At 64.5% G+C, this 25,676-nt stretch carries 20 protein-coding genes and 1 pseudogene; 10 read left to right on the top strand and 11 right to left on the bottom strand.

The genetic code is table 11. The annotated features are described in order from the left end of the window. Positions 1-70: 70 nt before the first annotated feature. The 3 genes and pseudogenes from V473_RS17510 to V473_RS17500 all read right to left on the bottom strand — a co-directional run. Positions 71-1,012, bottom strand: a pseudogene (locus tag V473_RS17510) (aldo/keto reductase); the annotation flags it as partial. Then, positions 1,009-2,232: an L-fucose:H+ symporter permease gene (gene fucP, locus V473_RS17505; protein ID WP_066608008.1), complete on the bottom strand. Its 1,224-nt coding sequence runs from the start codon at positions 2,230-2,232 to the stop codon at positions 1,009-1,011. The gene fucP and the pseudogene V473_RS17510, both read right to left, overlap by 4 nt. Before the next feature lie 92 nt (positions 2,233-2,324). Next, positions 2,325-5,018 carry a TonB-dependent receptor gene (locus tag V473_RS17500; protein WP_066608007.1) on the bottom strand — a complete coding sequence of 898 codons (2,694 nt, stop codon included), beginning with the start codon at positions 5,016-5,018 and terminating at the stop codon, positions 2,325-2,327. Between the two features lie 252 nt (positions 5,019-5,270). On the opposite strand from V473_RS17500, the gene V473_RS17495 reads away from it, so the two are divergent. The 6 genes from V473_RS17495 to V473_RS17470 are packed head-to-tail and all read left to right on the top strand — an operon-like array spanning position 5,271 to position 13,299. After that, entirely contained in the window at positions 5,271-6,056 is a 786-nt protein-coding gene (locus V473_RS17495; protein ID WP_066608004.1) for an IclR family transcriptional regulator, read from the top strand. Then, on the top strand, positions 6,053-7,021 hold the full coding sequence (locus V473_RS17490) for an alpha/beta hydrolase (protein ID WP_066608000.1): 969 nt from the start codon (positions 6,053-6,055) through the stop codon (positions 7,019-7,021). The genes V473_RS17495 and V473_RS17490 overlap by 4 nt, the downstream gene beginning before the upstream one ends. Positions 7,022-7,073: 52 nt before the next feature. Further along, positions 7,074-7,871, top strand: a complete 798-nt coding sequence (locus tag V473_RS17485; protein ID WP_201785548.1) for an SGNH/GDSL hydrolase family protein — start codon at positions 7,074-7,076, stop codon at positions 7,869-7,871. Further along, entirely contained in the window at positions 7,868-9,493 is a 1,626-nt protein-coding gene (locus V473_RS17480) for an alpha-L-fucosidase (RefSeq protein ID WP_066607996.1), read from the top strand. Before V473_RS17485 ends, V473_RS17480 begins: the two co-directional genes overlap by 4 nt. Positions 9,494-9,512: 19 nt before the next feature. Beyond that, the gene (locus V473_RS17475; RefSeq protein WP_066607993.1) at positions 9,513-11,831 is read left to right on the top strand and encodes a glycoside hydrolase family 31 protein; all 2,319 of its coding nucleotides are present in this window, start codon (positions 9,513-9,515) and stop codon (positions 11,829-11,831) included. 13 nt (positions 11,832-11,844) lie between these two features. Continuing rightward, the gene (locus V473_RS17470; protein WP_066607991.1) at positions 11,845-13,299 is read left to right on the top strand and encodes a GH1 family beta-glucosidase; all 1,455 of its coding nucleotides are present in this window, start codon (positions 11,845-11,847) and stop codon (positions 13,297-13,299) included. A 34-nt stretch (positions 13,300-13,333) separates the two neighbouring features. On the opposite strand, the gene galB is transcribed toward V473_RS17470, so the two are convergent. The 5 genes from galB to V473_RS17445 all read right to left on the bottom strand — a co-directional run bounded on the left by galB (position 13,334) and on the right by V473_RS17445 (position 19,211). Then, on the bottom strand, positions 13,334-16,048 hold the full coding sequence (gene galB, locus V473_RS17465; protein WP_244884471.1) for a beta-galactosidase GalB: 2,715 nt from the start codon (positions 16,046-16,048) through the stop codon (positions 13,334-13,336). Between the two features lie 150 nt (positions 16,049-16,198). Further along, positions 16,199-16,396 (bottom strand): hypothetical protein, encoded by a 198-nt coding sequence (locus tag V473_RS17460; RefSeq protein WP_066607988.1) that lies wholly within the window; start codon positions 16,394-16,396, stop codon positions 16,199-16,201. A 120-nt stretch (positions 16,397-16,516) separates the two neighbouring features. Beyond that, positions 16,517-17,356 carry an amidohydrolase family protein gene (locus V473_RS17455; RefSeq protein ID WP_066607985.1) on the bottom strand — a complete coding sequence of 280 codons (840 nt, stop codon included), beginning with the start codon at positions 17,354-17,356 and terminating at the stop codon, positions 16,517-16,519. A 126-nt stretch (positions 17,357-17,482) separates the two neighbouring features. Next, the gene (locus V473_RS17450) at positions 17,483-18,268 is read right to left on the bottom strand and encodes a kinase (protein WP_066607981.1); all 786 of its coding nucleotides are present in this window, start codon (positions 18,266-18,268) and stop codon (positions 17,483-17,485) included. Then, the gene (locus V473_RS17445; RefSeq protein WP_066607980.1) at positions 18,252-19,211 is read right to left on the bottom strand and encodes a 2-hydroxyacid dehydrogenase; all 960 of its coding nucleotides are present in this window, start codon (positions 19,209-19,211) and stop codon (positions 18,252-18,254) included. Before V473_RS17445 ends, V473_RS17450 begins: the two co-directional genes overlap by 17 nt. 371 nt (positions 19,212-19,582) lie before the next feature. Between V473_RS17445 and V473_RS17435 the strand changes: the two genes are divergently transcribed. From V473_RS17435 to V473_RS17420, 4 genes are read left to right on the top strand one after another with little or no spacing between them, the layout of a single operon-like run. Further along, positions 19,583-20,446 (top strand): methylenetetrahydrofolate reductase, encoded by an 864-nt coding sequence (locus tag V473_RS17435; protein ID WP_066607975.1) that lies wholly within the window; start codon positions 19,583-19,585, stop codon positions 20,444-20,446. A 27-nt stretch (positions 20,447-20,473) separates the two neighbouring features. Continuing rightward, positions 20,474-21,331 (top strand): formyltetrahydrofolate deformylase, encoded by an 858-nt coding sequence (gene purU / locus V473_RS17430; protein ID WP_066607970.1) that lies wholly within the window; start codon positions 20,474-20,476, stop codon positions 21,329-21,331. Between the two features lie 3 nt (positions 21,332-21,334). Further along, the gene (locus tag V473_RS17425; protein WP_082679190.1) at positions 21,335-22,192 is read left to right on the top strand and encodes a bifunctional 5,10-methylenetetrahydrofolate dehydrogenase/5,10-methenyltetrahydrofolate cyclohydrolase; all 858 of its coding nucleotides are present in this window, start codon (positions 21,335-21,337) and stop codon (positions 22,190-22,192) included. Between the two features lies 1 nt (position 22,193). Beyond that, positions 22,194-22,544, top strand: a complete 351-nt coding sequence (locus V473_RS17420; RefSeq protein ID WP_066607966.1) for a dihydroneopterin aldolase — start codon at positions 22,194-22,196, stop codon at positions 22,542-22,544. Here the strand turns inward: V473_RS17420 and V473_RS17415 are convergent. From V473_RS17415 to V473_RS17405, 3 genes are read right to left on the bottom strand one after another with little or no spacing between them, the layout of a single operon-like run. After that, positions 22,525-23,361 (bottom strand): HpcH/HpaI aldolase/citrate lyase family protein, encoded by an 837-nt coding sequence (locus V473_RS17415; RefSeq protein WP_066607963.1) that lies wholly within the window; start codon positions 23,359-23,361, stop codon positions 22,525-22,527. The genes V473_RS17420 and V473_RS17415 overlap by 20 nt on opposite strands. Further along, positions 23,358-23,810 (bottom strand): MaoC family dehydratase, encoded by a 453-nt coding sequence (locus tag V473_RS17410; protein WP_066607961.1) that lies wholly within the window; start codon positions 23,808-23,810, stop codon positions 23,358-23,360. The genes V473_RS17415 and V473_RS17410 overlap by 4 nt, the downstream gene beginning before the upstream one ends. Position 23,811: 1 nt before the next feature. Beyond that, the gene (locus V473_RS17405) at positions 23,812-25,674 is read right to left on the bottom strand and encodes an acetyl/propionyl/methylcrotonyl-CoA carboxylase subunit alpha (protein ID WP_066607958.1); all 1,863 of its coding nucleotides are present in this window, start codon (positions 25,672-25,674) and stop codon (positions 23,812-23,814) included. Between the last annotated feature and the right edge of the window lie 2 nt (positions 25,675-25,676).

Here is a 25,676-nt window from a genome sequence, read left to right as displayed (position 1 = left end):
CGCAGATCAGGACATTGTCGTGGGGGTGTAGCAGGATCAGGCGCGCATCATCCTGCAACATGGAGGGGTCTTTCAGCGAGGCGTCGAGCGCGGGCCAAAGCGCGTCTGGCAAGGCCGTCGAGAGGCGGGTCATGGTGTCGGCGACCTGACCCGCGCCGACCAGGCCGGGGATGACGCTGACGACTGCGGAATGGCGAAGCGGGAATTGCAGGGCGGCGGCGGGCAGCGAGGCATTGCAGGCGGCGCAGGCGCCCGACAGGCGCTGCGCCTTGCCGATGATGTCCGCGCTCGGCGTGGCATAGTCGAAATGGAGCGGGCCGCTGAGATCGCGCGCCAATATGCCGCTATTATAGGGGCCGCCGACGATCACCTGCACGCCCAACGCGGCGCAGCGCGCCAACAGCCGTTCCGCGCTGCGATCCAGCAGCGTGTAGCGCCCGGCCAGCAGGATCATGTCCAGGGGGACATGGTCGAGTAGCTCATCGCAGATCGCGACTTCATTGACGCCGATGCCGATTGCGCCGACCGCGCCAGCGTCGCGCAGGTCGCACATCGCGCGGTAGCCGCCGTTCAGGAAGGCGCGCAGGTGGCGGTTATGATCGTCGCCATGGGTCGCCCGCCCCAGATCATGGGCGAGCAGCAGGTCGATCCGATCGCGGCCAAGCCGCGCGCAACTGCCTTCGAAGGCGCGCAGCACCGCGTCATGACCATAGTCGAACACCGGCTCATAGGAATCGGCATCGACGAAACCGTGGCGTTCGCCCTGCGCATCGGTCGGCGCCAGCAGGCGGCCGACCTTGGTCGACAGCACCGCTTCGCCCACCGGATCGCGCGCCGCCAACATGACGCCCAGCCGCCGTTCGGCCAGGCCGAAGCCATAATGGGGCGCAGTGTCATAATAACGGATGCCCGCATCCCAGGCGGCGTCGAGCGTGGCGCGCGCCTCCGCGTCACTGACGGCGCGATAGAGGTTGCCGATCGGGGCTGTGCCCATGCCTAATGCGGGGATCATGCCACCCCCTCCCGCCACGCGGCGCGGGCATAGAGCGTCACGACCGCGAAGCAGAGCGCGGGCACCAGCATCGCCGCGCGGATCGTGCCGGTCAGGTCGGACAACAGACCCATCGCCATGGTCAGCACCGCGCCGCCGATGATCGCCATGACGATCATCGATGCGCCCGCCTTGGTCAGCGGCCCCAGACCGCGCAACGACAGGACGAAGATGGTCGGGTACATGATGGACATGAAGAAGCTGGTCGCCACCACGGCGGCAAGGCCGACGATGCCGCCCGCGACTGCCACCAGCGACAGGATGATATTGATCCCCGCGAACAACGCCATCAGTCGCGCGCCATCGGACCGCGACAGCAAGGCCGCGCCGATGAAACGCCCGACCATGAACAGCGCCAGCGACAAAGTGAGCAGCCAGGCCGCCTTTTGCGCGCCGATGCCGGGCACGACGCTTTCGGCGTAGCGGATCAGGTAGCTCCAGATGCCGACCTGCGCGCCGACATAGAAAAATTGCGCGGCCACCCCGGCCATATAGCGGGGGCGACGCAGCAGCGCGCCATAGCCCGCCAGCGCCGACCCGCCGCTGCCGTCGGCCTGCGTCGCGGCGCGAGGAAAGCGCGTGAAAGTCAGCACCGCGGCCCAGACCAGCACCACCAGCGCGATGCCGAGATAGGGCAGTTGCACCGCCGCCGCGCCCGCGACCCCCTGTTGCGGCGCATCGGAAAGGATCAGCGTCGCGCCCAGCGCCACGCCCGCGATCGACCCCAGTGGGTTGAACGCCTGCGCCAGGTTCAGCCGCTGCGCCGCCCCCTCCGCCGGTCCCATCGCCGCGACCATTGGATTGGCCGCCGTCTCCAGAAAGGCGAGGCCGCTGGCGATCACGAACAGGGCGACGAGGAAAAAGCCGTAGCTGAGTTGGATAGAGGCTGGCAGGAACAGCAGCGCGCCGCCGCCGAACAGCAGCAGGCCCAGGATCACCGTCGCCTTGTAACCCAGCCGCTCGGCCGCCAGCGCGGCGGGAATGGCGAAGCAGAAATAGCCCAGATAAAAGGCCGACTGGACCAACCCGGACTGGAAATCCGACAGCGAAAAAACGTGCCGGAAATGGGCGATCAGCACATCGTTGAGATTGTTCGCCACCCCCCATAGGAAGAAGAGGCCGGTCGTCAGGACCATCGCCGCACGGCTGCTCCGTTCGATACCGGCTTGCTGGATGTGCATCAGTGCATCCTCTCTCTTCCCAAAGAGGCAGACCAGTCCATTATGGGTCCGGTCTGCCAGGGGAGGGACGGTAGAAACGCCCGCATGGCGCATCAATAGGTGATGCGGGCGGTCAGGCTGATGCGGCGGTCGTTGACGACGACATCGCGCGGACGGCTGTCGATGCCGAAATAGGTCGATCGGCGTGCGTTGGTCAGGTTCACGCCATCGACCGTCAGCGCGAATTGCGGCGTGACATTATAGCTGATCGATGCATCGACCTGACCGAAGGGCTTGTTGAAGATCGGCAGATTGCCGGTTCCGTTACCCGCCGTCGTGACGACATATTTGCTGCGCCAGTTATAGGCGACACGCGCCGACAATCCGCCGAGCTCGTAAATGCCGACAAGGTTATAATTATATTTGGACAGCAGTTCCAGCGGCACGTTGACGACAGGGCCGGTGGTCGCCGGCGACGGCGCCTTGGAGTCCACATAAGTGAAGTTCGCCTGCATACCCAGGCCACTGAGCGGTCCAGGCAGGAAGTCGAAAAACTGTTGATAGGCCAGTTCGAAGCCCTTCACCTTGCCTTTGGCGACATTGTTGAAGGACGTGACCTGATATTCATAGGTGTTGCCGTTGTTGAAGGTGACGTTGCGGGGCGTGACGGCGGTCTGAATATAGTTTTTGATATTCTTGTAGAAGCCGGCCGCCGTCAGCGATCCCGTGCGCGAGAAATACCATTCCAGAGACAGGTCGAGATTGTCCGATTTCATCGGCTTGAGATAGGGGTTGCCGCCGCTGGTCAGGTGCAACTGATCCTGTTGCGCCTGACCGGGTTCGGTAATGTTGAGGCTGGGGTTCAACTGGCCAAAGCTGGGCCGCGCAATATTCTTCGCTGCCGCTAGGCGCAATTGCAGGGCGTCAGCCAGATGGACGCGCAGGTTCAGGCTGGGCAGCACTGACGTATAGCTGCGCGACGCATTGATCGGGTTGAATTCGGCCGGACCGTTGCTTTCAGTGCCGTCGGGATTCTGGATGATCGCGATCTGCTGATAGAAGCCCGACACGTCGAGATTGGTGCGGACCACGCGCACACCGATATTGCCATCGACAGGATCGGTCTTGAAGAAAGCGGTGGCATAGCCGGTATAGGTCTTTTGACGTTGTTCGTTGGTGCCGCTCTGGACATAGGCCGGCGCGCCGGCGATGCCCAGCGTGTCGAGCGTATCCTGATAGTTGCGGATGATGCCGCGGTTGAAGGCGATGATGTCGCCGAACAGGTCGGCGTCGCCGCGGAAGAAATCACTCAAATCGACATTTTCCAACTGGCTGGGAATCCCTGCCAGGCCGGTATAGCGATAGCCGGTGTCGATCGTCCGGTTCTTGCGGTCGGCGAAGCGGATGCCCGCCTTGATCGACGAGAGGACGCCCGCGTCGAAACGATATTCCGCGTCCAGCCTTGCCGTTCTGTCCGACGCCGTCGATTCGTTGAGGTTGTCGAGATAGAAGGCGCTGTTGTAAGTCGCCGGATTGGCGAGGCCAGTGGCCGAACCGATATTCACGACCGGCACCGAACCCGAAATATCCTGGTACAGCGTATCGGCGGTGCCATTAAGGCCGAAGATCGAACGCAGATTCTTCGTCTTGGCGTCCACATATTGGCCATCGGCCGTGACGGTCAGATTGGCGGTAGGCTTCCACTTCAGGTTCAGCGAATAGTCGGTCGTCTTCGACCGGCGCGTCTCCGCACTGGTGTTGTTGCCAACGGGCAGGTTGATGAAGGTGCCGCTCTGGAAATCGCCATTGTCGGCATAGGTGAACGGCGCCCCTGGCAGAGGCTGGATCGCGCTGTTCGATGTATAGGCAAAGAAACTATAGTCGTCGTAGCGGAACTTGTAATCCGAACGAAAGACTTCGGCAGTCAATTCCAGCGTGTCGTTGGGGCGCCACTGGACCGATACGTCGGTACCCAGGCGGCGGCGGTCGCCATAGACTTCGCCGATGCCGGTGCCGTGGGGCAGCGTGGTCGTCTGACCAGTGCGGCCCAAAGTCGCCAGCACGGCGGCGTCAGCGGGGACGGACGGGTCGAGCGTATAGAAGGGCTCGGTCGAAATGGTGTCCTGGCGGAAGGCGGTCTTCTGGAAGGAGACGCTGGCGAGGACGCCGATCTCACCGATGCCCGTGTCCCAACGGTTGCTGAGCAGGAGCGAGGCCGATGGCTTATAACGGTCGACCAGATCGAAATGGCTCTGGGTCAGGGATGCTGCAGCCTTGAAACCGTCAAAGTCGAACGCCTTGCGGGTGCGGAAATTGATCGTGCCTGACAACTGATCTTCGATCAGGTCGGCCGACGGATTCTTGTAGACGTCGATGCCAGCCAGCAGTTCTGACGGAATATCCTCCAGATTAAGCTGGTTGGCGCCGCTGGCGGTGAAGATGTCGCGACCGTTCAGTTCGGTGCGGACCTGGGTCAGGCCGCGGATTGCGACCGAGCTGCCTTCGCCAAAGCGACGCTGGACCTGGATGCCGGGAATGCGCTGCAACGCTTCGGCGACGTTGCGGTCGGGCAGCTTGCCGATATCTTCGGCGACGATCGAATCGACGATGACGTCGCTGTTGCGCTTGATCGCCTGGGCGCTCGACAGGCTGGCGCGGACGCCGGTGACGACGATGTCGCCATCGGTCGCGGCGGGCTGCGGCGGCGTGGCTTCCTGCGCATGGACGTTGGTCCCCAGCGCGATGCTGGCGATCGAAATGCCGGCCAGCAACGCGGCGCGACGCGGCATAGGCGTGATCTTGGTCATGAAACCCCTTCCTCTCCCTGACGCCCCGATCGGAGCGTTCGATTCGCGACCACTTCGGCCGCCGAAAACCTTCCCTTATGCGCCTCGCCCACTTTGGGAGCGGTAACAAGACGAGCTTCCATTACTCCCACATTTTAAATTATGAAATATAAAAATTGATTTTATATGTGGATAATGTGTAGGAGGTTCGAACCGGCGAGGATGGTCCTATAGGTGAAACATCATCGATTTGGAGAGGGGAAATGGAGCCGCATGACAGGCAAGACGCGCTATCAGGCGCCCGCGCTCACAAAAGGCCTGGAAATATTGGAGCTTCTGGCCGCCGCCAGCGACCCGCTCATAATGTCTGACATATCCATCGCGCTTGGCCGGTCGGTGAGCGAGATTTTCCGTATGTTGCAGGTGTTGGAAGAGCATGGCTATATCGCCCGCGCCGAGGAAGGCTATCGCCTGACCAACCGGCTGTTCGCGCTGGGCATGAGCCAGCCGCCGATCCGCGACCTAGCCTCCACCGCCCTGCCGGTGATGCAGGATCTGGCGCGCCGGGCCGGGCAGAGCTGTCATCTCGCGGTCGCGTCGGGTGCGGAGATGGTCGTCATCATCGCGATCGAAGCGCCGGGCCTGTCGGGCTTTGCCGTGCGCGTGGGCTATCGCCGGCCGCTGCATCGCTCCAATTCCGGGCGCATCCTGCTCGCCTTCCAGCCGCCCGAAGCGCGGGCGGCGATGCTGGACGATATCCGCGCCACCGGCGAAACGCTGAACGAGGCCGAACTGGCCGAACGGCTGGACGCGGCGGTGGCCAATGGCGGCGCGATCGCGCCCAGCCCGATGCTGACCGGCATAACCGACCTGTCCGCGCCGATCCTGGCCGGCGGGGTCGCGCGCGCGGCGCTGACCATGCCCTTCGTCGATGGCGCGGCGAACCGGGCGACGGTGGAGGCGTGCAGCCAGTTGGTGCGCGACGCGGCCGCCATGATCGGAAGCGCGATGTCGCCGATCATGCTGGCGCCCCCCCGCGAAGTGGAGGGCGGACAATGAGCGACATGGACCGACGTGCGGCCTTGCTGGCGGCAACGGGACTCGCTGCGCTGCCGGGCCTGGCCGCTGCGCAGACAAACGCCGCCGACGAACTGATCGACCTGTGGCCGGGCACGCCGCCGGGCGGGAAGGGCGCGCGGATCGTCCGCAAGATCGCCGACCAGTCGAAAGACCCGACCACGCCCGATCGCTGGGTCACAGGCATTGACCGCCCGGTGCTGGTCGTGCGCCGCCCTGCCCGCCCCAATGGCGCGGCGATGCTGGTGGTTCCGGGCGGGGGCTATGGCTTCCTGTCCTACGACAATGAAGGGACCAGCCAGGCCGACTGGCTGAATGCGCGTGGCATTACCGTCTTCATCCTGCTCTACCGCCTGCCCAGCGAAGGTTGGGCGCAGCGGGAAGATGTGCCGTTGCAGGATGCGCAGCGGGCGATGCGAATGATTCGCGCGAATGCTGTCCAACTCGGTGTCGCACAGGACCGGATCGGCGTGCTCGGCTTTTCCGCCGGCGGGCATCTGGCCGGGTCGCTGGCGACGCGCCATAGTGAGCGAGTCTATGATCCCGTCGATGCCGCCGACCGGCAGGATGCCCGGCCCGCTATAGCCGGGCTGGTCTATCCTGTCGTCAGTCTTGACGCCCCCTTCACCTATGACGGATCGCGCGACATGCTGCTGGGGCCGGACGCATCGACCGACATGCGCCGGGCGCGATCGGTCGAGTTGCGGGTCGATGCGGGGACGCCCCCACTGTTCCTGGTCCATGCCGGCGATGACGGGTTGGTCCCGCCCGCCAACAGCATCGCCCTGTTCCAGGCGATGGAAGCGGCGCAGCGCCCGGTCGCGCTCCATATCTTCGAGGATGGCGGACATGGCTTCGGCGTGCGCCTGCCCCGGACGATGCAGGCCGCCGCCTGGCCCGATCTGTTCGCGACCTTCGCCGCGCGCGATGGGCTGATCCCGGCATGACGATACGCGCCACGACAATGATGATGACGACCGATCAGAAATGAGGAAGAGGATGCGGCATCTTATCGCTTTATGTGGCGCATTGGCGCTGACCTGCCCGGCTTTCGCCGTCAGCAAGGTGCCGGGCGATCCCCATGTCGACGATCCGGTCGGCATCGTCGCAGACCCCTGCCCCATGCATCCCAAGCCGACCGATCAGGCCGGGTGGACGCTGTGGAACCTGCACATGCTGACCCGCGATTTCGGGCAGCTATGCCGCTATGCCGCCGACAACAAGGCGCTGGAGGGCAAGCCGGTGCGGGCGGTGTTCATGGGCGATTCCATCACCGACAACTGGATCAATGCCGATCCGTCGATGTTCACCGACGGGCAGGTCGATCGCGGCATCAGCGGGCAGACCACGGCCCAGATGCTGGTGCGTTTCCGGCAGGACGTGATCGCGCTGAAGCCGCAGGTGGTCCATATCATGGCGATGACCAACGATATCGCCGGCAACACCGGCGCGGCGACGATGGACACGGTGCTGGGCAATATCCAGACCATGGCCGAACTGGCCGATGCCCATCGGATCAAGGTCGTTCTCGCGTCCGTTCCCCCGGCGGGCGCCTTCCCCTGGAGTCCGGGGTTGCGACCCGCGCCGCAGATCGCGGCGATTAATAGGTGGTTGTCCGATTATGCCCGCAGCCGGGGCTTCACCTATGTCGATTATCATGCCGCCATGGCGCAGGCGGACGGAGCGATGAAGCCGGGACTGTCCACCGACGGCGTCCATCCGACGGCGGAAGGCTATGCGATCATGCGCCCGCTGGCGCGGCAGGCGATCGAAAAGGCTTTGAGGGAAATCCAATGACGATGCTGGGACGCCGATCGTTCCTGGCGGGCGCCGCCGCACTGGGCCTGGCCCGCGCCGCGCGCGCGGCCAGCCCGATGGGTACGATGCACGGCCCGGTGCAGCCAAGCTGGTCCTCGCTGGTCGCCAATTACCGCTATCCCGACTGGTTCCGCGACGCGAAGCTGGGCATGTGGTCGCATTGGGGGCCGCAATCGGTGCCGGCGCAGGGCGACTGGTATGGCCGTTTCCTATATATGCAGGGCCAGCCGATGTACGAGCATCACCTGAAAACCTACGGCCATCCGTCGGTCGCGGGGATGAAGGATATCCAGAATCTCTGGACCGCCGACAAATGGGAACCCGACGCACTGATGGCCCGCTATCAGAAGGCGGGCGCCAAATATTTCATGGCGCTCGCCTGCCATCACGACAATCTGGACTGCTACGACAGCCGCTATCACGCCTGGAACAGCCTGCGCGTCGGGCCGAAGAAGGACATCGTCGGCATCTGGGAACAGGCGGCGCGCAAGGCCGGCATGAAGTTCGGCGTGTCCAACCATGCCGCCCATGCCTGGCACTGGTATCAGCCGGCCTATGGCTATGATCCGACAGGGCCGAAGAAGGGCGAGCGTTACGATGCGTTCCGCCTGCGCAAGGCGGACGGCAAGGGGCAATGGTGGGAGGGGCTGGACCCGCAGGAACTCTATACCGGCGGCCATGCCGTGCTGCCCGACGGCATCGACACGATCGAGGCGATGGACAAGTGGCACGACGCCAATAACGGCCAGTGGATCGAGACCGGGCCGAAGGACGACCCGGCCTATGTCACCCGCTGGCTGCTGCGCCAGACCGATCTGGTTGCGAAATATAAGCCCGACATGGTGTATATGGACGATCATGAACTGCCCTTCGGCCCGGTCGGGCTGGAGGCGGCGGCGGATTATTATAACCGGTCGATCGGCTGGCACGGCCAGATCGACGTCGTGCTGACCGGCAAGCAGCTCAAGCCCTATGCGCGCTTCGGCATGGTGCAGGATGTCGAGCGCGGCTTTACCGACAGGCTATGGGACGAGCCATGGCAGACCGACACCTGCATCGGCGACTGGTTCTACAATACAGCGCGGCAGCAGGACAAAAGCTACAAGAGCGCGGAGGAAGTCATCCAGCGGCTGGCCGATGTCGTGTCGAAGAACGGCAACCTGCTGCTGTCCATCCCGCAACCGGGCGACGGATCGATCGACAGCGAGACGGAGAAGGTGCTGGACGGCATGGCCGGATGGGTGACGCATGGCGGCGAGGCGATCTTCGGGTCGCGGCCCTGGCGCGTCTATGGCGAAGGGCCGACGCAACTGATCGCAGGGATGCAGAATGAGGAGAAGGCCAAGCCCTTCACCGCGCAGGACATCCGCTTCACCACCAACAAGGGGGCGCTCTATGCGCTGTTCCTGGGCCGGGCGCAGGGATCTACGACCATCCGCTCACTGGCGCGGGGTCGCGTGGGCGGCACAATCAGCCAAGTGACAGTGCTCGGCGGTGGTCCGGTCGCCTTCCGTCAGGATGGCGCGGGCCTCCATCTCACCATGCCGCATGGCGTCCATTTCGTGCCGGTCGTCCGCATCGACGGCCATGGCCTCGTTTGAAATACAGGGATTTACAGGGATGATCGCAAAGAGCTTCAAATGGATCGCACTGGGCGCGTCCTGCCTCACCGCCCCGGCGCTGGCCGAACCGATGGCGCTGCTCGATCGCCATGGCAGCCGCGTGGCGGTCGAGCCCTATGCGCCCAATATCGTGCGGGTGACGATCGCGATGGACCCCGACCTCGCTTCGGCCGCGCCGGGCGAAGGGCCGAATGCGAAGGCGGACGCGACCGGATGGACCCATCGCAGCGATGCGAGCGGGGATGTGTTCGCCTCTGCCGCCCTGACGTTGATGATCGACGCCAAGCCATGGCCCAAGGCACCCACACAGATGGAGCGCTATTTCGCGCCCGCCCTGCCCCCGGTCAGCCTGTCGGTGAAGGATGCTGCTGGTAATGTCCTCACCAAGATGACCGGCTGGGAAATGGCGCCGGTGACGGTCAATGGCGAAAAGACCTTCAAGGTCGCCGCCAGCTTCGATTCCCCGGCGGACGAACATTATTATGGGCTGGGCCAGAATCAGGAAGGCTATATGGATCTGCGCGGCAAGCAGATCGACTGTTCGCACAGCTATGACGCCCCGGCCGGCGAGACCGTCTGCGTCCCCTTTCTCGTCACCAACAAGGGCTATGGCATCGTCTGGGACAATCCGGCCCGCACGCTGGTATGGCCGGGCCTGCACAGCACAACCCGCTTCCAGAGCCAGGTGGGCGAGCGCGTCTCCTTCTTCGTCATCACCGGCAAGACGACCGACGAACTTTACGCCGGTTACGCGAAGCTCACCGGTGAGACGCCTTTGCCGCCCAAGGCCGGTTTCGGCCTGATCCAGAGCAAGGCGCGCTATGAGAGCCAGCAGGAACTGCTCGACATCGCCCATGGCTATCGCCAGCGGAACCTGCCGCTCGACGTGATGGTGCTGGACTGGTTCTACTGGACCCGCATGGGGCAGCTCGACATCGACCGCAGCTATTTTCCCGATCCCAAGGGAATGAACGACCAGTTGAACGCCATGGGGATGCGATCGATCATCAGCGTCTGGCCGCGTTTCGAGCGCGAGGGGCGCTATTTCGAGTTTCTCAAGGCCAAGGGCTGGTTCCTGCATGACAAGGACGGCCATCCCATCGACGGCCTGCCGATGCGGTCCGACCGGGCCGGCGCGCTGATCGACAGCACCAACCCGCAGGCGCGCGAATGGTTTTGGGGCAAGATCCGCGACAATATCGCATCACAGGGGTTCGACTGGTTCTGGCTGGACGAGACGGAACCGGACCTGATCCCCGACGGCTATCAATTTTCGATCGGATCGGGCGACCGCTATCACAACCTGTTCCCGCTGGTGCACACCACGGGTGTCGCCGAAGGATCGGAGCGCGACCGCCCCAATTTCCGCAACATGATCCTGGCGCGCGCCGCATATCTGGGGTCGCAGCGCAATGGCGGCCTGTTCTGGTCGTCGGACGTCAAGTCGACCTGGGAAGCGCTGGAGCGGCAGGTGCCCGCCGGCCTCAACTTCACCGCGTCGGGCCTGGCCTATTGGGGCAGCGACATTGGCGGCTGGCAATGGCCGAGCGGCCCGAAGGCGGAAAACCCGATTCTGGTCGATCCGGCCGGCGCAACGGCCATGGACGCCAGCTATCCCGACTATCCCGAACTGTTCGTCCGCTGGTTCCAATATAGCGTCTTCACGCCCACGCTGCGCATCCACGGCCAGCGGCCGGGCACCGCGCTGTGGGAATATGGCAAGGCGGCCGAGCCGATCCTGGGCGACTGGCTGCGGCTGCGCTATACATTGATGCCCTATATCTATGCGTTGGGCCGGCACACTTACGACACCGGCGCGCCCTTCATGCGCGGGCTGTTCATGGATTTCCCGAACGATCCCAAAGTGTCCGACATCGGCGACCAATATATGTTCGGTCCCGCCTTCCTGGTCGCCCCCGTGACGGCGCAGGGCCAGACCAGGCGCCCGGTCTACCTGCCCGCCGGCACCGCCTGGTATGATTATTGGACCAACCAGCGGTTCGAGGGCGGCCAGAGCGTCGAAGTCGAAACGCCGATCAACCGCATACCGCTGTTCGTGAAGGCCGGATCGATCGTGCCGATGGGCGTTCAGGTGCAAAGCACGGCGGAAAAACAGGCGCTGGAGAGCATCCGCGTTTATCCCGGCGCGGACGCGCGCTTCACCCTTTATGACGATGATGGCACGACCAACGCCTATCGCAACGGGGGCATCAAGGCCGAACTGGTCTGGAACGACGCCGCCAAATCGCTGACGAGCAAGACGAAGCTACCCTCCGGCCAGGCGATCGCCGGGCTGGTGCAGGTCGTCGGTCAATAAGGAGTTTCGAGCTATGACGGGTATCAATCGCCGCGAACTGGGCATGGGATTGGGCGCGGCCGCATTGGGCGCGGGCCTGGCAGGCAGCAACGCCGGTGCGCAGACCGCGCAGACCGCTCGGCCGCAGGGCGACAGCGCTTTCCCCGCCGACTTCCTGTGGGGCTGCGCCACCGCTGCCTATCAGATCGAGGGCGCGGCGAAGGAGGATGGCCGCGGGCAGACCAATTGGGACGTGTTTTCGCACACGCCCGGCAAGGTCGCCAATGGCGATACGGGTGATGTCGCCTGTGACAGCTATCATCGTTATGGCGACGATATCGTGCTGCTCAAGGCATTGGGCGTCAAAGCCTATCGCTTCTCCATCGCCTGGTCGCGCATCTTCCCCGATGGGAAAGGCAAGCCCAATGCCAAGGGGCTGGACTATTATAATCGGTTGGTCGATGGCCTGCTGGCCGCCGGCATCACGCCGCATGTCACCATGTTCCACTGGGACTTGCCCCATGCGCTGCCGGGCGGTTGGCAGAACCGGGACACGAGCTATGCCTTCGCCGACTATGCCGGTTACACCGCCGGCAAGCTGGGCGACCGGGTGGGGCATTTCATGACGGTCAACGAACTGCGATGCTTCACGGACCTCAGCTACATGACCGGCGGCAAGGCGCCGGGCCTGAAGCTGCCGATGAAGGAGGTGAACCAGATCCGCCATCATGGCGTGCTGGCCCACGGCCTGGGCGTGCAGGCCATCCGCGCGGCGACCAGGGCGGGAACGCAGGTCGGCATCGCCGACAATCCCAGCGTCTTCGTGCCCGCGATCGAGACGCCGGAGCATATCGAGGCGGTGAAGAAGGCCGTGCGCGAGGAGAACACCATGTTCCTCACCGCCATCATGGAAGGCCGCTATATCGACAGCTATCTGACCGCGCAGGGCAAGGATGCCCCGGTGGTCAAGGATAGCGACATGAAGCTGATCGGCGCGCCGCTCGATTTCCTGTCGGTCAATGTCTACACCGGCAACACCGTCCGCGCCGACGAGACTGCGCCATCGGGCTACAGGATATTGCCGCATCCCGGCCAGGCGCCGCGTATGCCCTCCCCCTGGCTCTATGTCACGCCGGAGGTCATTTATTGGGGAATGCGCGCCATCAGCGAAAACTGGAAGCCCAAGGGCCTCTACATCTCGGAAAATGGCTGCTCGGCCGACGACAAGGTGGCCGAAGACGGCAAGGTCTATGACACCGACCGCGTCATGTATCTGCGCAACTATCTGACCCACCTGCAACGCGCCACGCGCGAGGGGATTCCGGTGAAGGGCTATTTCGTGTGGAGCCTGATGGACAATTTCGAGTGGGAGGACGGCTATAGCAAGCTGTTCGGCATCCATCATGTCGATTTCAAGACCCAGAAGCGCACGCCCAAGCTGAGCGCTGACTGGTATCGCGAACTGGTGCGGACCAACAGGCTGGTGTGACGGACAGGGGGCGGCATGATCCGCCCCCTTTGCTTTAGCGCTTCGCGCTGATCGCTACCTGCGTTTCGCCCAATCCTTCGGCGTGGGCGCGCAGGATGATTTTGCCGGGTCGGTTGGCCTTCACGATCGCCAGCGCCAGGCCGTTGAAGGCGGCGCGGCTGTGCGAGGGGAAGGCGTTGAGGTCGGTGGGGTCGCCATTGTCGGTGGCGACGATCTGGCCCGGCCCCTCGATCGTGAAGCTGATAGTCTGCTTGGCGGCGGGGACGACATGGCCGTCCCTGTCCAGGACTTTGAGCGTCACGAAGCTGAGGTCGCGGCCATCATCGGCGATAGTCGACCGGTCGGCGGTCAAGGACAGTTTCGCCGCTTCGCCCACGGTGCGGACCGTTTCGGTCGCCCAGGGCTTGTCGTCCTTCCAGGTGACGACCTTCACCTCGCCCGGTGCATAGACGACATAGTCCCAGCGGAAGCGATATTCATAGTCGCGCTTCTTGATCTTGCCCTGCGACTGGCCGTTGACGAACAGTTCCGCCGCGTCCGCGGAAGAGAAGACATGGACCGGCGTGATCTGGCCGACGCGATCCGGCCAGCTCCAGTGCGGCAGGATATGGGCGAATTTCAGGTCCGGCCTCCAGCGCGCCTGATAGAGCCAGAAGCGGTCCTTGGGGAAACCGGCGAGGTCGACGATGCCCGAATAGCTGCTGCGCGATGTGTAATAGGGCGTCGGTTCGCCCAGATAGTCAAAGCCCGTCCAGACGAATTCACCCGCGACATAGGGATTCTGGTCGTCGGCCGCCCATACCCGGTCAGGCGAAGAGCCGAAATCGGCCGCGTGCAGTTCATAGGCCGACACCTGATGCGTGTCGGGATTGCCGCCAGACCAGGGCCGCACCGGACCGCTGATCGCGCCGGCGACCGGGAACATATATTCGCCCCGGCTGGACAGCGCCGATGCGCTTTCGGTGGACAGGATGACCTTGTCGGGGAATTTGGCGCGGAAGGCGGGATATTGGCCGATGATGCCGCGGATGCCCGCGCCCTGATAGTTCAGGCTGATGACATCAACGGTTGTGGGCAGCAGCATGTCCGCCTTGGCGAAGTTCATCGCGCCGGTCGCGAGGCGCGTCGGGTCTTCCTCATGCGCGATGGCGATGAGTTCGCGGCCGATCTTCGCGCCGGCTTCGCCGTCATATTGTTCGCCGACTTCGTTGCCGACGCTCCACATTATGATGGAGGGGTGGTTGCGGTCGCGCCGCAGCATCGACCGCAGGTCGGCCTCATGCCAGTCGGGGAAAATCAGGTGGAAGTCGTGGGGCGTCTTCTTCTTTTCCCAGCTGTCGAATATCTCGTCCATGACGAGGAAGCCCATCTGGTCGGTGAGTTCGAGCAATTCCGGCGCGGGCGGATTGTGACTCATGCGCACGGCGTTGGCGCCCATGTCGCGCAGGATTTCAAGCTGGCGCTGGGCAGCCCGGCGGTTGAAGGCCGCGCCGATCGCGCCGAGATCATGATGGTTGTTGACGCCGCGCAGCGGGATATGTTCGCCATTGACGATCACGCCTTTGTCGGGATCGAATTGAATGTCGCGCACGCCGAAGCGGGTTTCATAGGTGTCGATCGTCCTGCCGCCCTGGGTCACGGTGGACAGGGCGATATAGCGGTTTGGCTGTTGTGTCGGCGGCGGTCCCCAGAGGCGGGGGTTGGTCAGGATCGTGCTGCCGTTCAGCACCGCCTTGGCGCCCGGTGCGATGCTGGCGGACTGGCGCGCAATGGTGGCGACCGGGCGGCCGGTGCGCTTGCCGTTGGTGTCGAGCGCGTAGAGCGCGGTCGCGACTTCGACCTGCGCTACCTTGTCGCCGTCATTATCGAGGGTCAGGCTGAGGTCGATGGTCGCCTGTGCCTTGCTCACCTGCGGGGTGCGGACCGTGCCGCCCCACTGGCCGACATGGACCTTGTTCGCGGTGGTGAGGTAAATGTCGCGATAGAGGCCGCCGCCCGGATACCAGCGGGCCGAAGCCTGCGGGTTGTCGAGCCGGATGGCGAGCTGGTTCCTGCTCCCCGGCACCGCATAGGGGGTCAGGTCGAGGCGGAAGCTGTTATAGCCATAGGGCCAGCCGCCGACGAGCTTCCCGTTCAGCCAGACGGTCGCGTAGGACATCGCCCCTTCGACATCGAGGAAGATCGACTTGCCCTTGTCGCGCGCGGGGATGTCCAGCGTCCTGCGATACCAGCCGATGCCCCAGCTGGGCAGGCGACCCATGCCGCCATAGGGGCCATCCTTGATGAACGGCCCGGCGATCGCCCAGTCATGCGGCAGGTCCACCTTGGTCCAGGCGCTGTCGTCGAAATGCGCCTGCACATAAGGCACATCGCCGCCGGGATTGCCCGCCGGGCGGACATGATGTTTGGCCGCATCCTTGATGAAGGGGTTAGCGCTGGGGAGTATCCAGGGTTTCAACACCTGCGCGCCGCCGTCGTCCACCTTCACGGCTGCGTCGGCGGGCGTGTCGGCCAGCTTGCCGTCGCCTGCATCGTCGATCGGCGGTCGGACGTCATAGCGCAGGTCGGTGGTGAGGCCGGCCGGGTCGCCCTTGGCAAAGCGCCAGTCGCGGCTGATCGACACGCTGTCGGCGGCGATAGCGAGAGGGGTGACGCCCGCCGTCGCCAGCGCGGCCAGGCCAGTCACGGCGAGCGACAGTCCCCGCATGAATCGCGATCGCGACAACGACATGGACAGTTGCACCATCATTTCCTCTCCCGGCCCTCCGCAATCTGGTAGCGTTATCATTACTCTGAGCGATAGCGCCCAACTTGGCAAGAGTGGAAGTCGCGATCGGCGATCGGGCCGATATATATGCCGATCCCCTATGTGGCGATGTTGGAAAACCTATCGGGCCGGTCAGGCGCCCAGTCGGGTGACAGTGGCGCGGCGCGGCCGGGAGTCGAGGATGCCGATGCGGTCGTCGCCTTCGATCTGCGCGAGCATCGATGCGATGGCGCCGGGATCTACGACTGTATCGGGATTCGCCAGGCCGCTGCTGGCGGTCCCCGCCGCCAGGCGATCGCGCACAAGTTTGCGGACGTTCGACTGGGTCATGGCGTCAGGCTCCAATAAAGGTCGGCATAAGCGCACGCAGCGCCGTCCAGAATCGCGCAATAGCATTGTCGATCGCCACGGCCCCGAAACCCGGTTCGCCGAAATCCAGCCCCACATTCTTCATGCAAGGCCGTAAAAGGCGCGCGCAGCACCTTCGAACAGCCTTGTGTTTTGCATCGCGTCCAGATCGCCTACCAGCCGCGCCGTAAGATCGATCCAGTCCTGGTACGCATCGCCGCTATGCAGTAGCACCGGCCAGTCGCTGCCCCACATCGTCCGATCGCCGAAACAGGCGAGGATATGCGCGACAAAGGGGGCGAGTGCGTCCGCCGCCTGACCCGACGCCTGTTCGGTGCGCAGGCCCGACAGCTTGCACCAGATATTGGGATAGCGGGCGAGAACGGCCAGTTCGCCCCGCCAGGGGTCGAGTATATGGTCCGACGCGGGCGGCTTGGCGCCATGGTCGATCACGATCGACAGATCGGGCCAGCGCTCGGCGAAGCGGGCGAGAACGGGCAGGTGACGCGGTTGAACCAGCGCGTCGAAACGCAGGCCTTGCGCCAGCATCGCCTCGATCGCCGGGGCAAGATCGGCCCGCAATATCCAGTCGCTGTCTTTGATGCTCTGGAGCATGGGGCGTAGCCCGACGCATTTGGGCCAGGCGGCCAGTTGGGCGATCCGCGCCGGCGCGGTGTCCGCCTCCAGCGCGACCCAACCGACCACGCCCAGCACCAGCGGATCGTTCTCCGCGAGTTCGAACATCCAGTCGGTATCGCGATCGTCGGGCTGCGACTGGATCAATATGGTGCCCGCAAGATCGATGCCCACCGTCGCCGCACGCAGATCATCGGGCAGAAAATCGCGGTGGAGCAAGGGCAAATCGGCATCCGGCCAAACCTGCCCCGGACCGCCGATCCGCCAGAAATGCTGGTGCGAATCCACTATGCGCGGTCGCCTCACGCCTTGACCTCATACAGGCCGGTTCTCGTCATTCCCATCATATCCGAACCTTGTTTTTCCTATAGGCATAACAATTCACACAGCATGATCGGCCGCGTCGCGACAGTCGAGCGGGGACGGGTTTGATCATGATGCCGCCTTTGGCTGGCGGTTATGGTCTAGGAACAGGGTGAGATCAGCGCGGCCCGGCATCTCCGCCAATATATGCCGGGTCAGCCGCTCATAATGCTGCACGAAACGGTCGAGTTGCGCGGCGTCCATCGCGCCGATCGCCTTGCTGGCCCTTAATGCCTCTTCCTGCTGGTCGCGCCAGTCGCGCACCACGCCGAAGTCCGGCGCGGCGAGCAAGGCCAGCCTGTCGATGCGGGCGAAGAGTTCGGCATAGATGCCCCAAAGCTGGCGGTTGACATGACGCCGCCAGACCGCGTCGGAGTCTTCGTTTCGCTCCAGCGCATTGATCGGTGCGACGAGCGCCGATTTCGCCTGCGGCCGCGCGCCGACGCACCAGCCTTCGAAGATCAGCAGATCGACCGGCCCGGCCGCTTCATCCTGCGCGAACGGTTCGTCCCGCCCCTTGTCGAAACGGGGCAGCAGCAGCGTTTCACCGGCCCTAGCCTCATCCAATATTGCGATGCCGCGCACCGCATCATGGGTGCCGGGCGCCCCGCGGGTGCGCAGCAGCGGATGCACCGCCGCGGCCAATTGCGCCCGCGCCGCGCCGCTCAGATAAAGATCGTCGAGCGAGAGGATCGCGGTGCGCCACCCCTCTGCCTCCATCGCCGCCTGCAGGCCGGCGGCAAGCGTCGACTTGCCTGACCCCTGCGCGCCGCACAGGCCCAGTATCAGCGGCCCGTCGCTCGCCGCAATCCACGCCCGCGTCGCCGCCGCGATCCGGTCAAGCGACGGGGTCAAGCAGCGGCTCGCCGGCGAAGAAACGGTCGAGATTGTCGGCGACCTTCATCCCCATGGCGGTGCGCGCCTCGATCGTCGCGCTGCCCAGATGGGGCAACAACACGACATTGGGCAGCGCGATCAGGCTGGGATGCACCTGCGGTTCGCCTTCATACACATCCAGCCCCGCCGCCGCGATCCGCCGCGCCGCCAAGGCCTGCGCCAGCGCGGCTTCATCGACCAACGACCCGCGCCCGGTATTCACCAGCACGCCATGGGCCGGCATCCGCGCCAGCAGCGCGGCGTCGACCATATGTCGCGTTTCCACGCCGCCCGGCGCGTGAAGCGACAGAACGTCCGCCTGCTGCGCCAGCGCGCCCAGATCGGCGAAATAGGCGTTGATGGGCATATCCGCCGCCGGACGCCGGCTGTGATAGGCGACGCGCATCCCAAAGGCCTGCGCCCGCTTCGCCACCGCGCGGGCGATCCGGCCGAAACCGACCAGCGCCAACAGCTTTCCATCCAGCGACTGGCCAATCATATGGGTCGGCCGCCAGCCGCTCCAGTCGCCTGCGCGCAATTCCCGTTCGCCCTCGCCGGCCCGGCGCATCGCCATCAGCATCAGGGTCATGGCGATATCGGCGGTCGCGTCCGTCAGCACGTCGGGCGTATTGGTGACGGCCAGCCCTGCTCCGCGCGCGGCGTCGAGGTCGATATGGTCGTAACCCGCACCATAATTGGCGACGATCCGCGCCCGTCGTCCCTGCGTCAGCAGCACCTCTCGCGTCACTCGGTCGGTGACGGTCGGGCATAGCGCATCATGATCACGCATCGCCTGAGCCAGCGCCGCCGCGTCCATCGGCCGATCGTCTTCATTGAAAGTCACATGATAAGATGCGGCCAGTCGCTGTTCGACCATGGCCGGCCAGCGGCGGGTGAGAAGGATGCGGGGGCCTGCGCTCATAACATGCCTCGCAGCGCAGGGTAGAGCATCGGCTCGCCTCGATCGGTCGCTATTACTTGATCCACAAAAGTCCCCAGTTCATCGTAATCAAACCGCACCTCGTCTCCTTCCACATGGGCGCGCCGCGCCGGCTCGCTCCTCCCCCGCGGCGGCGCAAAGGGCGTGCCGCAAGGAAGGATAACGATGACGCCATGGGGGCCAGGATGATGGACGTTCGCCGCCGGCGGGGCAAGCTCTGCGGGAGGACAACCGCGAAAACGTCATTAAGACAGATGTTCATGTAATTTCGTATTTATGAACATTTCATCTATGCGAATTTAAACCGATGCTCTAGAAAGAGTCGCGAGAGGCAAGGTTGAAGGGGATAGGATATGCCGGTCATTCATCCGAACTGGGAACGGCCACCCGTCAACATGGTCGATGGCTATTCGCTGGAAATGACGGCGAAGGACGTGGAATCGCTGCGCGAAGCAGCGCCGTCCATCGCGGCGGAAACGCCCGTTGCAGTCACTTTCCTGCCGGGCGAGGATTTCGCCGCCCGGATCGCCGCAACGAAGCTGGTCCGCAGTCTGGGCTTTGAACCCATGCCGCATTTTTCGGCGCGACGGATCACATCGACCGGCGAGTTCGAGAATTATCTGGCGGCGGCCGTGGCCGAAGCGGATGTGCGGCGCTGTTTCGTGATCGCGGGCGACCCTTCGCAACCCGAAGGCCCCTATGCCGACAGCAGCGCCTTGATCGGCAGCGGCGCGTTCGAACGGGCGGGCATCCGCGCCATCGGCATCGGCGGCCATCCTGAAGGCCATCCCAACATGACGCCGGACCAATGCTGGTCGGTCTTGCTCGACAAATGCACCGAGATCGAGCGCCGCGGCATGGCGCCGCTGATCGTGACGCAATTTGTCTTCGATGCCGACGCGGTTCTGGTCTGGCTGACGGAGTTGCGCGCGCGTGGGATCGAAGCGCCGGTGCGTATCGGCGTGCCGGGGCCGGCGGGCATCAAGACGCTGATGCGCTTCGCCGCGCGCTGCGGCGTCGGCGCGTCCGCTTCCGTGCTCGCAAAATATGGTATTTCCATTACGAAGCTGCTCGGCACCGCTGGTCCCGACAAATTGGTCGAGACGTTCGAACGGTCGCTGGGCGAGGAGCATGGGCGCATAAGACTGCATTTTTACCCCTTTGGCGGCCTGGAAAAGACGGTCGCCTGGATTAACGACTATGCCCGCGCGCATTGACGCAGACGGACAAGTGGGAGGATTGACGTGACGACTATCTATACGCTGCGATTGCAATGTGACGACAAGCCCGGCCTGGTGGCGAAGGTCGCTGGCTATCTGGCCGCCCATGGCTGCAATATCGTGGACGCGCAGCAGTTTGACGACGCGATGAACAACACTTTCTTCATGCGGGTCGCGTTCAAGCCCGGCGCGGGCGAGACGCTCGACGCGCTGCGCGAGGGTTTCACCCCGATCGCCGCCGAAGCTGGCATGGACTGGTCGATGGCGGACCAGGCCACGCCCAAGAAAGTCGTGCTGATGGTGTCGAAATGGGACCATTGCCTGGGCGACCTGCTCTATCGCCAGCGGATCGGCGAACTGCCGATGGACGTGGTGGGGATCATCTCCAACCATCCGCGCGACGTGCTGCACACCTCGCTGATCGGCGACATGCCCTTTTTCCACTTCCCGGTGACCAAGGACACCAAATCCGCCCAGGAAGCGCAGATCAAGCAGGTCGTGACCGACACCGGCGCGGACCTGGTGGTGCTGGCCCGCTATATGCAGATACTGAGCGACGATTTGGCCTGTTTCCTGTCGGGGCGTTGCATCAACATCCATCACAGTTTCCTGCCCGGCTTCAAGGGGGCCAAGCCCTATCACCAGGCCTATGAGCGCGGCGTCAAGATGATCGGCGCGACCGCCCATTATGTGACCGCCGATCTCGACGAAGGCCCGATCATTCATCAGGATGTCGAGATGATCGGCCATGCCGACGTGCCCGACGAACTGGTGCGCCGCGGCCGCGACATCGAACGGCGGGTGCTGGCCGAAGCGGTGCGGCTGCATTTGCAGGACCGGGTGTTCATGAACAAGGCGCGCACCGTCGTCTTCCGGGGCTGATCCGTGCGCGACATCATCGACGGGCGGGCGATGGCGCGCGTGCTATCGGAACGGACATCCCAAGAGGTCGCGCAGTTGAAGGCGGACGGGATCGACCCGACGCTAGCGGTCGTGCTGGTCGGCGGCGATCCGGCCAGCGACATCTATGTCCGGCGCAAGATCAGCGAATGCCGCAAGGTCGGCATGGGATCGATCGAGCAGCGCATGGCCGCCGATTGCGGCGAACAGGCGCTGCTTGACATGATCGACGCGCTGAACGGCGATCCGGCGGTACATGGCATATTGGTGCAGTTGCCGTTGCCTTCGGGCATCGATGCCGGGCGGGTGCTGGATCGCATCGCACCGGCGAAGGATGTCGATGGCTTCCACCCCGTTAATGTCGGTCGGCTGTCGACCGGGTCGCAGGGTCTGGTGCCCTGCACGCCGCTCGGCATCATGATGCTGCTCGACAGCGTGATCGACGATTATCGCGGATTGAACGTGGTGGTGATCGGCAAGTCCAACATCGTCGGCAAGCCGGTGGCGATGCTGTTGCTGGAGCGGGAGGCGACGGTGACGGTCACGCATATCGAAACGCGCAACCTGCCCGATATCGCGCGCGCCGCCGATGTGATCGTGGCGGCGGCGGGCGCGCCGCATCTGGTGCGCGGATATTGGGTCAAGCCCGGCGCTGTCGTCATCGACGTCGGCATTACGCGGGTGGTGGACCATGATGGCGCCAGCCGGATCGTGGGCGATTGCGCCACCCATGAACTGGACCATGCCAGGGCGGTGACGCCGGTGCCGGGCGGGGTCGGGCCGATGACCATCGCCTGCCTGTTGAGCAATACGGTGCTGGCCGCACAGAGGAGCATAGCCTGATATGACATCCGTCGCCACCAAGGTCCGGGTCAAGGACCTGCCGCTGCTGGCGGACATCGGCATCAATCCCGACGAGATCGGCCGTCGCCAGCCACTGGTCATCACCGTCCAGTTGCTGCTGTCGGGCGGCGCAGTCGAGGGGATAAGCGAGACGATCGATTATCGGCGGATCGTGCGCGCGGCCGAGGCGCTGTCAGAAGTGCATATCCCGCTGATCGAGACATTCGCCCACCGACTGGGTGAGGAATGCCTGGGCTGGCCGGGCGTGGTGGAGGCCTGCGTCAATGTCGACAAGCCCTTCGCCCTGACGCGGGGTTTGGCGGGGGTCGAGGTTATCGTCCGCCGCGACTGATTATTTGCTGCGCCTGTTTGAGGTGCGGCCGGTCGATCATCTTTCCCCCCAATTGCAACGCGCCCGCGCCGGGATTGGCGGCGAAGGCGGCGACGATTGCGCGCGCATGGGTCAGTTCGTCGGCTGTCGGGGTGAAGCCCGTGTTGATCGTCGCGACCTGGGCCGGGTGGATCGCCATCATGCCGGTGAAGCCGTCGCGTCGTGCGCGGGCGACATAATCGGCCAGGGCATCGGGCGCATCGATGCGCGGGAAGACGGTTTCGATCGCGGGCACATGGGCGGCATGGGCGGCGAACAGGGTGAGCGCGCGGACCATTTCATAAGGCGGCGTGTAGCGGCCGTCGGCTTCGCGCGAGGTCGCTGCCCCGATCGCGGCGGGCAGGTCTTCGGCGCCCCATGTCAGGCCGGCGAGATGCGTGGTCGTCGCGGCGTAGCTGCCCAGTTGGAAGATCGCGGCGGGCGTTTCGGTCGCGATCGGCAGGATCGGCGGCGGGTTATCGCCGATCAGCGCCAGCAAGGCCCTGACGCTGGCCGCGCCCTCCGCCTTAGGCAGGACCAGGCCGTCGGGACGACCCGGCAGGACCGCCGCGAGATCGGCAACGGTCTGGTCGCCGTCGAGCGGATTGACGCGCACGAAGCCGGGGATCGTCCGATCGCCCGCCAGCCAGTCGGCGACGGCGGCGCGCGCCTGCGCCTTGCGTTCCGGTGCGACCGAATCCTCCAGGTCGAGGATCAGCGCGTCGGCGCCGCAGGCGGCGGCCTTGGCGAAGCGATCGGGCCGGTCGCCGGGCACGAAAAGCAGCGAGCGCAGCGTCATGCGTCGGATCGTTTGAGCAGGGCCATGCGCAGGCATTGGCAGACGATTTCGTCGCGCTGGTTGCGCAGGCGGTGGGTGAAGGTGACGATGCCTGCGCCGGGGCGGGAACGGCTGGGCTTGAGATCGGTCACTTCCGTTTCGCAGCGCATCGTGTCGCCGATGAAGACCGGATGGGGCATGACGAGCTTGTCATAGCCCAGATTGGCGACCAGCGTGCCGAGCGTCGTGTCCCCCACCGACAGGCCGACCATCAGCGCGAAGGTGAAGGTGCCGTTGACGAGAATCTGGCCAAATTCGCTGGCTTTGGCGGCTTCGGCGTCGAGATGCAGGGGCTGCGGGTTATGGGTCATCGTCGTGAAGAGGAGATTGTCCGTCTCCGTCACGGTGCGGCGGATGTCGTGGACGATCCTATCGCCGATGCGCCACTGGTCGAAATATCTGCCTGCCACCCTATTGTTCCTTGTCGATTTTCGCGAGCAGCGCGCCTTCGCTGACCTGCCCGCCTTCGGCCGCGTTGAGTTCCGCGACGACGCCGTCGAATGGAGCGACGAGGCTGTGTTCCATCTTCATGGCTTCCAATGTCAGCAGCTTCTGCCCCTTGGTCACGCTGTCGCCCGCCGCCACCGCGACCGCAATGATGCGGCCAGGCATGGGGGAGAGGATCGCGCCGTCGGAAGCCGCGGCGGCGGCGTTGCCCGACACGCGCATCGGCTCGACGCGCCATGTTTGGCCCGCATCAGTCGTGAAAGAGATAGTGGGCGGCTCCATCGGACCAGCGAGCGGGAGCTGATCCGCATAATCGAGGATAGGCATATGGGTCGACAATGATTGTCCGTTCACCGTCAATACGACCTGCTGCCGCCGCGCTGCGTTCAGCCGGAATCCGGCCAGGGACTGACGCCCATAATGTTGCGCGGCGTTGGACAAGGCATCGTCGGACGGCATGGCGGGCGGGATCAGGCTGTCGCCTGCCCGCTCGATGACGCCGGTGTCCATCGTTCCAGCGATGAAGTCCGGATGATCCAGCGCATTGATGAGAAAAGCGGCATTCGTGCGAAGCGGCCATATGACGCTGCGGCCCAGCGCATAGGCCAGCGTTTCCCGTGCCTCTTCACGATCCCGTCCATGCGCAATCATCTTGGCGATCATCGGATCATAATAGGGCGAAATATGCGCGCCCTGATAGACGCCTTTGTCGATACGCACATTGGCGTCGAGTTCAAATTGCTCCAATGTCCCGGTGGAGGGCAGGAAGCCCTTGGCCGGGTCCTCGGCATAGAGGCGCGCTTCTATGGCGTGGCCGTTGATGGAGAGTTCATGCTGCTTCTTCGGCAGCGGTTCGCCCGATGCGACGCGGAGTTGCCATTCGACCAGATCCTGGCCGGTAATTTCCTCCGTCACCGGATGTTCGACCTGAAGCCTCGTGTTCATTTCCATAAACCACACGCGGTCGGGCTTGATATAGCCCGCCGATCCGTCGGCGATGAACTCGATCGTGCCGGCGCCGACATAGTCGACCGCCTTGGCCGCGCGCACGGCGGCATCGCAGATGGCGGCGCGGGTGAAGTCGGTCATGCCCGGCGCGGGGGCTTCCTCGATCACCTTCTGGTGGCGGCGCTGGAGCGAGCAGTCGCGTTCGAACAGATGCACGACATTGCCGTGGCTGTCGCCGAAGACCTGCACTTCGATATGGCGCGGGTTGGTGATCCATTTTTCGAGGAGGACGGAGTCGTTGCCGAAGCTGGACGCGGCCTCCCTCCGGCAGGAGGCGAGCGCGTCGGCGAAGTCGGCGGGGTTGTCGACCTTGCGCATCCCCTTGCCGCCGCCGCCGGCGACCGCTTTGATGAGGACGGGATAGCCGATGGCGTCGGCTTCGGCGGTGAGGCGTTCGAGGCTCTGGTCGTCGCCCAGATAGCCCGGCGTAGTCGGGACGCCGGCATCCTGCATCAGCTTCTTGGCGGCGTCTTTCAGGCCCATGGCGGTGATGCTGGACGGGTTGGGGCCGACCCAGATGAGGCCCGCGTCGATCACCGACTGGGCGAAGGCGGCGTTTTCGGACAGGAAGCCATAGCCCGGATGGATCGCCTGCGCGCCGGTGGCTTTGGCGGCGGCGATGATCTTTTCACCGACCAGATAGGAGTCGCGCGCCGGGGATGGGCCGATATGGACGGCTTCGTCGGCGTCGCGGAGGTGGAGTGCGTTGGCGTCGGCGTCCGAATAGACCGCGACCGTGCGGATGCCCATCGCCCGTGCGGTGCGGATGATGCGGCAGGCGATTTCGCCGCGATTGGCGATGAGGAGGGACTGGATCATTC

The organism is Sphingobium cupriresistens LL01 (assembly GCF_001046645.1).
In the GTDB taxonomy this organism is placed as follows: Bacteria; Pseudomonadota; Alphaproteobacteria; order Sphingomonadales; family Sphingomonadaceae; genus Sphingobium; species Sphingobium cupriresistens.
Note: the sequence above shows the minus strand (reverse complement) of the source record. Positions and strands in the feature narration are given on the sequence as shown.

Excerpts from the sequence above, each read along its gene's own strand:
- V473_RS17490 (WP_066608000.1), top strand. The coding sequence starts at position 6,053 with ATGAGCGACATGGACCGACGTGCGGCCTTGCTGGCGGCAACGGGACTC.
- V473_RS17485 (WP_201785548.1), top strand. The coding sequence starts at position 7,074 with ATGCGGCATCTTATCGCTTTATGTGGCGCATTGGCGCTGACCTGCCCG.
- galB (WP_244884471.1), bottom strand. The coding sequence starts at position 16,048 with ATGATGGTGCAACTGTCCATGTCGTTGTCGCGATCGCGATTCATGCGG.
- V473_RS17500 (WP_066608007.1), bottom strand. The coding sequence starts at position 5,018 with ATGACCAAGATCACGCCTATGCCGCGTCGCGCCGCGTTGCTGGCCGGC.
- V473_RS17435 (WP_066607975.1), top strand. The coding sequence starts at position 19,583 with ATGCCGGTCATTCATCCGAACTGGGAACGGCCACCCGTCAACATGGTC.
- V473_RS17405 (WP_066607958.1), bottom strand. The coding sequence starts at position 25,674 with ATGATCCAGTCCCTCCTCATCGCCAATCGCGGCGAAATCGCCTGCCGC.
- V473_RS17480 (WP_066607996.1), top strand. The coding sequence starts at position 7,868 with ATGACGATGCTGGGACGCCGATCGTTCCTGGCGGGCGCCGCCGCACTG.
- V473_RS17445 (WP_066607980.1), bottom strand. The coding sequence starts at position 19,211 with ATGAGCGCAGGCCCCCGCATCCTTCTCACCCGCCGCTGGCCGGCCATG.
- V473_RS17420 (WP_066607966.1), top strand. The coding sequence starts at position 22,194 with ATGACATCCGTCGCCACCAAGGTCCGGGTCAAGGACCTGCCGCTGCTG.
- V473_RS17460 (WP_066607988.1), bottom strand. The coding sequence starts at position 16,396 with ATGACCCAGTCGAACGTCCGCAAACTTGTGCGCGATCGCCTGGCGGCG.
- V473_RS17495 (WP_066608004.1), top strand. The coding sequence starts at position 5,271 with ATGACAGGCAAGACGCGCTATCAGGCGCCCGCGCTCACAAAAGGCCTG.
- V473_RS17475 (WP_066607993.1), top strand. The coding sequence starts at position 9,513 with ATGATCGCAAAGAGCTTCAAATGGATCGCACTGGGCGCGTCCTGCCTC.
- V473_RS17415 (WP_066607963.1), bottom strand. The coding sequence starts at position 23,361 with ATGACGCTGCGCTCGCTGCTTTTCGTGCCCGGCGACCGGCCCGATCGC.
- V473_RS17470 (WP_066607991.1), top strand. The coding sequence starts at position 11,845 with ATGACGGGTATCAATCGCCGCGAACTGGGCATGGGATTGGGCGCGGCC.
- fucP (WP_066608008.1), bottom strand. The coding sequence starts at position 2,232 with ATGCACATCCAGCAAGCCGGTATCGAACGGAGCAGCCGTGCGGCGATG.